This is a genomic window from Arthrobacter sp. TB 26, from assembly GCF_000427315.1.
In the GTDB taxonomy this organism is placed as follows: Bacteria; Actinomycetota; Actinomycetes; order Actinomycetales; family Micrococcaceae; genus Arthrobacter.
Genome location: NZ_AUPJ01000361.1, coordinates 19,871 through 25,491, shown reverse-complemented (window position 1 = coordinate 25,491; position 5,621 = coordinate 19,871). Strand labels below are relative to the sequence as shown.

The 5,621-nt window shown below is 67.6% G+C and carries 4 protein-coding genes and 1 pseudogene (1 of these 5 cut by a window edge); 3 read left to right on the top strand and 2 right to left on the bottom strand.

Annotated elements, in window-relative coordinates:
* Both K789_RS0114020 and K789_RS0114015 read right to left on the bottom strand, forming a co-directional pair.
* The coding region (locus K789_RS0114020) for a DUF58 domain-containing protein (protein WP_024367301.1) at positions 1–1,168 on the bottom strand (1,168 nt) is incomplete at its 3' end.
* Between the two features lie 12 nt (positions 1,169–1,180).
* On the bottom strand, positions 1,181–2,281 hold the full coding sequence (locus K789_RS0114015; RefSeq protein ID WP_024367300.1) for an AAA family ATPase: 1,101 nt from the start codon (positions 2,279–2,281) through the stop codon (positions 1,181–1,183).
* Between the two features lie 299 nt (positions 2,282–2,580).
* On the opposite strand from K789_RS0114015, the gene K789_RS0114010 reads away from it, so the two are divergent.
* From K789_RS0114010 to rsmA, 3 genes and pseudogenes are all read left to right on the top strand, one after another.
* On the top strand, positions 2,581–3,468 hold the full coding sequence (locus tag K789_RS0114010) for a TatD family hydrolase (protein ID WP_024367299.1): 888 nt from the start codon (positions 2,581–2,583) through the stop codon (positions 3,466–3,468).
* Positions 3,469–3,748: 280 nt separating this feature from the next.
* Positions 3,749–4,927 (top strand): resuscitation-promoting factor, encoded by a 1,179-nt coding sequence (locus K789_RS0114005; protein ID WP_237739607.1) that lies wholly within the window; start codon positions 3,749–3,751, stop codon positions 4,925–4,927.
* A 231-nt stretch (positions 4,928–5,158) separates the two neighbouring features.
* Positions 5,159–5,621: pseudogene (gene rsmA, locus K789_RS23165) on the top strand (16S rRNA (adenine(1518)-N(6)/adenine(1519)-N(6))-dimethyltransferase RsmA); it runs 387 nt beyond the window's last position.

Here is a 5,621-nt window from a genome sequence, read left to right as displayed (position 1 = left end):
GGTGCCGCCGGCCCGGCGTCCTGGGGCCGGCAGCCTCCTTGGCGTCCCTGCGGATGTGGTGGGGGCCGGTGAGGTGGATCGCGGCCAGGCTTTCGGCGACCGACTGCAGCCCCGGTGCGCCGAGGTACTCTTCGGCGCCCGGCTCGGGGGCGGACGGCGAGTGCTGGAATGCGGGCTCGCCGGCGGCGTCGAGGAAACGCAACGCATAGTTGCGCTCGGCAAGATGGGCGCCGATGGACACGGCGGCCGTCACGGCCCACTCGAAGGCGTCGCTGGTCACGGGTTCGTGGCCGTCCGCGAGGGGGACACCGCGGTGAAGCGTCCCGCGGTCCGTCCCGCGGTCCGTCCCGCGGGGGCTGCCGAACGGATGGTGGGCGTGCGCATTCGAGCCGGCCGAAAAGGCGCCCCGCGTGAAGGCCGACAGCCGCTGATCCAGGATGATGGTCGCTTCCGGCGTGGTGACGGACTCCTCCTGGCGGACCATCAGCTCCCCATGCCGTGCCGTGGCCGCCCAGTGCACACGGCGCATCGGATCACCGTGGCGGTATTCCCGGGTCATAACGTCGTCGTCACTCGGGTTGGCCCGGATGCGCGTGGCGGTGACGCCGTCGTGCCCCCTGGCGCCGGCCAGTCCGGTGACGGGAAGTTCGACGGCGGCGGGCGTCACGGTGAGGATGTCGCCGTCGTCGATGGCGTGGCGGTGCAGGGACAGCCCGAAGGGGTCGCTGAACTCGGCCGTGACCGGCCCGATCAGGAACTGGCCCCGTTTCCCGGAGCGCAAATGATACTCGTAGCGGCTCGTCCCGCCCACGGCCGACCGGGCCGGGAACCGGAAAACAGGGGATTCGCCGAACCGGGCGGGGAGGTGCTCCTCCATGAGTGCGTGGCCGGAGTCGACGCCCGTCCGGGCCACCGCCAGACGGACCGTAGCCGTGGCCGCCGTTTCGACGCTGGCAGGGGTGAACTCCCGGTAGACGCTGAAGTTCGGCTTGAGCAGGCGGGTTCCGGCCAGCGAGAGCAATGGCAGGACGAACAGCAGGATGGCCAGCGCCAGCAGGTCCCGGCGCCCCAGCACCTGGGCTGCCAGCAGGAACACCGCGCCCGCCCCCAGCAGTCCCCAGCCGCGTGTCGTGAAGATGTGCCTCGGGAACCGGTCTTTCAGCGCCACGGCAGGGCCACCCTAGCGGCGGTTCGGCAGCGTGGCGGCCGGGGTGGCCGCCAGGTCCGGGCTGACCGGGACCTTCGCCAGGATGGCACGGATAACGCTCTGGGCGGTCTCGCCAGTGCTCACGGCTTTGCGGTCCAGGATGATCCGGTGGGCCAGAACGGATTCCGCCACGCTGACGAGGTCGTCCGGCAGCACAAAGTCCCGGCCCTCCAGGGCCGCCGTGGCCTTGGCCGCGCGCAGCAACTGGAGCATGGAACGGGGGCTGGCGCCGAGCCGGAGCATCCCGCTTTCGCGCGTGGCGCGGCCCAGGGACACGGTATATTCCTTGATCGACTGGGAGACGTACACCTGCCGCACCGTGGCAATCATGGACGCGACCTCGGCGGCCGTGACGACGGCGGTGATCTTGGCCAGTGGGGACGTTGCCTGATGGGTTTCCAACATTTCCATCTCGGCTTCCTTGTCGGGGTAGCCCATCGAGATCCGTGCCATGAAGCGGTCCCGCTGCGCCTCCGGGAGGGGATAGGTCCCCTCCATTTCGATCGGGTTCTGCGTGGCCACCACCATAAACGGCTCGTCGAGCTTGTAGGACTTGCCGTCCACGGTGACCTGGTGTTCCTCCATGCATTCCAGCAGGGCAGACTGCGTCTTGGCTGAGGCGCGGTTGATTTCGTCGCCGATGACGATGTTGGCGAACACCGCCCCGGGCCGGAACTCAAAGGACCTCGACGCCTGGTTGTAGATGGACACGCCGGTGACGTCGGACGGGAGCAAATCAGGGGTGAACTGAATGCGGCTCACGGAACAGTCGATGGTGCGGGCGAGGGTCTTCGCGAGGAGGGTCTTGCCGACCCCGGGGACGTCTTCCAGGAGCAGGTGGCCCTGGGCCAGCAGCACGGTCAGTGCCAGCTTGGCCGCTTCCGCTTTCCCGTCGATCACGGTGTTGATGGCGGTCAGGATGCGCTCGCTGGCGGAGCGGAACGCCTCAGCATCCATCGCCGCGGGTGCCTGGGCGGGGAGCAGTGCCGCCGGGAGCCCAGCCGCAGCGGAGTCGTCCCCGAGCTCCTGCCCCTCAGGGAGTGCTTCGTCTAGGGAGATGCGGTGGTAGTCCATCGGTAGCCTTTCAGCCCTGGTGGTTTCCCGGGTCGGATCGGCATGGAGCCTGCCGGGCCACTCGTCGGGTGTATGCCTGTGTTCCTGACCGTTGATTCCTAGCCTTCCGTTCCTGGCCGCTGATTGTTTCCGGTGTCCGGCAGCCAGTCTTTAGAACAGAGTACTAACACAACTGCCGGGCCTGACAGAGAGTTCCGGGTAAATCTCCGGCAGGCTTCCGGCCGGCTGATAGCGCGGTCAGGTTAACTCCTGCGCTGGGACGGTTCATCCGGCCGGGGGACCGCCGATAAGGTTGAAAGATGAGCACCCCCCTTACTCCCGTCCCCTTCCGTGCGCCCGGCAGCGATGGCACCGGCAGGCAGGGATATCCGCCGGCGCCGGAACCGCTTCCTGTGCCGGTCATGGACAACCACACCCACCTGGATTTCCCCCACAACGAGCTGAAGGTCAGCATCACCGACGCCCTGGATGCCGCCGAAGCCGTAGGGGTGCAGGGTGCTGTGCAGGTGGGGTGCGACCTCGAATCGTCCAGGTTCACCGTGCAGGCGGTGGAGCTGGACCGGCGGCTGCTGGGCGCCGTCGCCCTCCACCCCAATGACGCGCCGGACTACGCCGCCCGTGGCGAACTGGAGGAGGCCCTGGCCGAGATCGAGGCCCTCGCGGGGCACCCGCGGATCCGGGCCATCGGCGAGACGGGCCTGGACTTCTTCCGCACCGAGGGTGAGGGTCTGGCCCACCAGCGCTACTCCTTCCGCCGACACATCGATATCGCCAAACGCCTTGGGCTGACACTGCAAATCCACGACCGTGATGCCCACGATGACGTTGTGCAGGTACTTCGGGAGGAAGGCGCCCCCGAGCGGGTCGTATTCCACTGCTTCTCCGGCGGGGAGGACCTGGCCCGGATCTGCAACAGCGAGGGCTGGTATATGTCCTTTGCCGGGACGCTGACCTTCAAGAACGCCGCCAACCTCCGGGCCGCGCTGGCCATCGCCGAGCCGGAGCGGATCCTCGTCGAAACCGATGCCCCGTTCCTCACCCCGCATCCTCACCGGGGCCGTCCCAACGCCAGCTATCTGGTCCCCTACACCGTCCGCGCCATGGCCGAATTGACTGGATGGGAGCTCTCGGAACTGTGCTCCCGGATTGCCGGAAATACGGTGCGGGCATACGGATCCTGGGACTGATGTGACGAAAATAAACCCGACGGAGTAGATACCTGGTATGCACAATTTGTTGGACGCTTTATAACGCTCCGGTTACAGTGGACAACTATTAGCCGGGGTCGGGGAAGGCCTTCGGATAATTTCACTCCTGCAGGGCGCGCATCGTGGCCAACGAACCATGGGCGCGCTCTCGTTTGTGAGTGTGGCAGTGCACACAGCTGCCGCGGACACACCGCACCGTTCCGGTGCCGCCTCCGGGCTGTCTGCGGCGGGTGGGACTGTGCACTTTCCCCGTGCCCGGATGGTCCAAAAGATACGGGCAATCGTGGTCAAGTTCTTTACATCGGATGGCAAGTTCAGCTTCGTCAAGGTCGGCACGCAACTCGTGGTGCTCGTCGCCCTGGTGCTGGGGCTCGTCGCCTTCGTCGGCAACAACAAGACAGTTACCCTCAACGTCGACGGCAAAGTGAGTTCCGTCCAGACCTTCGGCGGCACTGTCGGCCAGGTCGTCAAGGGCGCCAGCCTTGAACTCCAGTCCTCCGACCGGGTCACGCCTGCTGCGGACTCCCATGTACAGGACGGCACCGTCATCAACGTCAACCTCGCCAAGGCCGTCAAGGTCAGCCTGGACGGCGCCGAGCGGACCATCAACACCACCGCGCCCACCGTCGAAGGCCTCGTGACGGAACTCGGCGTCGCCAGTTCCTCCGAGCTCTCCGTTCCGAAGGACGCGCAGCTCGCGGTCTCCGGTTCCTTCGTCTCCATCTCGACGCCGAAGACCGTGAGCATCGTCGCTGACGGCAAGGCCGACAAGACCACGACGACGGCCGCCAACGTCTCCCAGCTCCTCTCCGACGCCGGCATCTCGCTGGCCGCGAGCGACCGCGTCTCGCAGCCGGGCAACGCGCCGGTGGTCAACGACATGGTGATCAAGGTTTCCCGCGTGGACGTCAGCAAGACGGCGGACGCCACCGAGTCCGTGCCCTTCGAAACCCTCACCTCGGAGGACGCCGCGATGGCCAAGGGTGAAAAGAAGGTGACCCAGGCGGGCGTCGCCGGCACCATCAACAAGAGCTTCAAGCTGGTCCTGGTCGACGGCCGCGAAGCCTCCCGCACCCTGGTGTCCCAGTCCGTCAGCACCCAGCCGGTCACCGAAAAGGTCACCATCGGCACCAAGGAAAAGCCGAAGCCGGCAGCCCAGGCCGCCAACACCGGTGCCGCGGCCCCGGCCATGATGAACGAAGCCATGTGGGACAAGATCGCGAAGTGCGAGTCCGGCGGCAACTGGTCCATCAACTCCGGCAACGGCTACTACGGCGGCCTGCAGTTCGACGTCCGGACCTGGCTCGGTTCCGGCGGCGGCGCGTACGCACCGAATGCGGCCGGGGCCAGCAAGGCCCAGCAGATCGACATCGCCAACCGCGTCTACGCTCAGCGTGGCCTGCAGCCGTGGGGCTGCGGCTGGGCTGCCTCAAGCTAGGGGAGCCACGCCGGAGCCTTGGCTCCGGCTGACGGGCATAAACCAGCGCGGGTTCCGCAGCGGCTGACCACGGCAGCGGAAGTCCGGCACGGGCCGGGTCCGGTTTTTCGGACCCGGCCTTCGCCATGCCCGGGCCGGGCAACGGGATAGGATACCTAGGTGACTGAACCGACCCCCTCCGCGCCAGGCAGTGCGCCAACCAGCACGCCTGCAGGCGCCCCCGCACCCCTGATGGGCGCCTCGGACATCCGCAGGCTGGCCGAGGAGATCGGCGTCCGCCCCACCAAGACCCTCGGGCAGAACTTCGTCATTGACGGCAACACCATCCGCAGGATCGTGGCGGCCGCGGACATCCACCCGGACGAGACAGTCCTGGAGGTCGGGCCCGGGCTGGGGTCCCTCACCCTGGGCCTGCTGGACGCCGCCCGTTCGGTCGTCGCCGTCGAGATCGATCCGGTCCTCGCCGGCAAACTCCCTGCCACCGTCGCCCAGTGGCGGCCGGACGCCGTCGGGAATTTCCATCTGGTCCTCGCCGACGCCATGCGGGTCACCGAGCTCCCCGTGGAGCCGACCGCGCTCGTGGCGAATCTTCCCTACAACGTCGCCGTCCCGGTGGTCCTGCACCTGCTGCAGCACTTCCCGAGCCTCCGCCACGGCCTGGTCATGGTCCAGGACGAGGTCGCCGACCGGCTGG